General features: G+C 61.8%; 3 protein-coding genes. All 3 read right to left on the bottom strand.

Annotated elements, in window-relative coordinates; all coding sequences use genetic code 11:
- On the bottom strand, positions 1-471 hold a 471-nt coding region (locus ACRXB1_RS34350; RefSeq protein WP_449494575.1), incomplete at its 3' end, for an AMP-binding protein.
- A gap of 27 nt (positions 472-498) precedes the next feature.
- Positions 499-2,280: an ABC transporter permease subunit gene (locus ACRXB1_RS34345; RefSeq protein WP_449494574.1), complete on the bottom strand. Its 1,782-nt coding sequence runs from the start codon at positions 2,278-2,280 to the stop codon at positions 499-501.
- Between the two features lie 25 nt (positions 2,281-2,305).
- The coding region (locus ACRXB1_RS34340; RefSeq protein ID WP_449494573.1) for a TOBE domain-containing protein at positions 2,306-2,574 on the bottom strand (269 nt) is incomplete at its 5' end.

Below are 2,574 nucleotides of genomic sequence, written 5' to 3'. Positions count from 1 at the left end.
TGCCGGTGTACGCAGTGTGGCAGTCGCGGCGTGTGCAGCGAAATCCGGCACGCGCTCGCGCCGTGCTTCGCCGCAATCGATCTGCGCGGTGACGGCATCGAATTCCTGATCGAATACGAAGAGCTTCGGCTCGGCATGCTGAAGCAGATACTCGAGGCCCGTTCCCCGCAGCCGGGTATTGACCGGCACCCATACGACCCCGCTCAGGATCAGCGCATAGATCAGATAGATGTGCTCCGGGCTGTTTCCGAGCATCACCGCGACGCGGTCGCCCTGTTCGATTCCGGTGTGCTTGAACCATGCCTGCAGCTGTCCGATATGTCTCACCGCTTCGTCGCAGCGGATGGTGCGGTTTTCGTAATGCAGGAAGATACGCGCAGGGTCTGCAAAGAGGCCCGCCGCCAGAAGCGCAACGCAATCGAGTTCGTCTTGCGGATGACGATGTGGAAAATAATCGGAATAGCAATGCATGTCTTTTAAGTCGTCGATTGTGCAATGTCAGCGCGTGCGGCGCTTGAGCCAGGAAGAAACGGAAATCACCAGCGCAATCAGTACGACAAGGGTCGTTGAAACCGCAGCCAGTGTCGGCGTGATCGCCAGTTGAATGTCGTCCCACATTTGCTTGGGCAGGGTCGTGTTGATTCCACCGCTCACAAAGATGGCGATCGTCAGATCATCGAACGACACGAGGAAAGCGAACAGGAACGCGGCGCTCACGCTCGCCATCAGAAGCGGCAGCACCACGGTGCGGATTCGCTGGAATGAAGACGCGCCCATGACGCGTGCCGCATCGTCCAGACGCCAGTCGAAGCGCTGGAAACCGGCCGCGAGCGTCACGACCACATATGGAATCGCCAGCACCGTATGGCCGATGATCAGGCCGGTATTGGTTCCCGTCAGCCCGAACCGGCTCAGCAAATACAGGAGCCCGACCGCAACGACGATGCGCGGCACGATCAACGGCGCGACCATCAACGCGAAAACGGGTTTGACGGCACGCTGCGGCATGCGCGTCATCGCGAGGGTCGCGCCGAATCCGAGCACGACCGACAGCACCGCTGTTCCAAACCCCACCACGAACGAGCGGATCACCGCGCTCTGCCAGACCGGCGACCCGAGGAAAGTGCCGAACCAGCGCACACTGAAAAGCTTCGGGGGAAAGGCGATAAAGTCGCCGCGCGTGAACGCATACGGAATCACCGACAGCACCGGCACGACCAGCACGATCATGACCGCGATAGTGAAGAGGCCGAGCGGACTGACGAGGCATACACCGTCACCTTGCCGGAAACTTTCGCGCCGCCTTGCGAGCGGCGCGCAGATACGTCCCACCCAGATCAGCAGCGCGAGCTTGAGCCCTTGCGCGCGTGACGTGCGCTGGCGTTCGCGCACTTCGCCCGTCAGCGACGTCAGGCCGACCATGCGGTCATACAGGAAGAAAATCGCAATCGAGCATATCAACAGCACCGTCGAAAGCGCGCCGGCAAAATGCATGTCGAACAGTTCGAGTACCGACGAGATCACCAGTTGCGCGATCATCGTCTCGCGTGGCGAACCGAGCAGCGCGGGCACGATAAAAAAGCCGAGACTGGAGACAAACACGAGCAGCCCGGCCGCGGCCACACCCGGTGACGAGAGCGGCAGGAACATCGTGAAGAAGCTCGTGCTGCGCTCGGCGCCGAGCGTTTCGGCGGCCTGCGAAAGGCGCTCGTCGATGCCGCGCATCACTGGCAGCATCGTCATGACGGCCAGCGGCAGCATTGAATGCACCATGCCGATCAGCACGCCCGTCAGCGACGGAATCGTGCCGGTCGTCTCATGAACGAGGCCGAGTGCAAGTGCTATCGAGGAAAGAACGCCGGTCTTCGACAGCAGCAGCATCCACGCATAAGTCTTGACCAGATAGCTGGTCCAGAAGGGCAGCATGATCCACAGCAGCCAGCGCTCGCGCACACGGTCCGAGACGCGGCTCAGCAAATAAGCGACCGGGTATCCAAGCACGACCGAGAATGCCGCCGTGAGCAGTGAGATCGAGAATGTGGTCCACAGCACCTTGGCATAGACAGGCGTGCGGGCGATACGGGCGAACTGCCCGAAGCCGTACGTGCCGTCGCTGTTGACGAGGCCGCCCTGCAGGATCTCGCCCACGGGCAAGATGAAGAACACCAGCAGGAACAGCAAGGTCGGCACAACCGGTGCGAAGCGCAACGAAGCGGCGAGCCAGGCGCTTCGCCGCCGCGCAGTGTCGGTGGAACGCGGCACACGTATGGCGAGAGTCATGAAAATTCCTTTACGGCGCTAAGCGTCACGCATGAAGCAGCGTGGTGCGGTATGGGTCCCATGTCAGGCCCACCGTGTCTCCAATGCGCGGACTGAGCGTGCGTGCGCAACGCGCCGTGAGTTCGCTGCCATCGGGCAGCGACAGTTGCACGTGCGTGTCGCTGCCGAAGAACACAATGTCGTCGATACGGCCATCGACAAAACCGCGCTTCGGCTCGACGAACTCCAGCGCCTCGGGCCGCAGCAGCAAGGTATGGCGTGCGGCTTGACCGGGCTTCGCGGTGCGCGGCAGCA

The sequence above is a fragment of the Caballeronia sp. M23-90 genome (assembly GCF_053574605.1).
Note: the sequence above shows the minus strand (reverse complement) of the source record. Positions and strands in the feature narration are given on the sequence as shown.

Excerpts from the sequence above, each read along its gene's own strand:
- ACRXB1_RS34345 (WP_449494574.1), bottom strand. The coding sequence starts at position 2,280 with ATGACTCTCGCCATACGTGTGCCGCGTTCCACCGACACTGCGCGGCGG.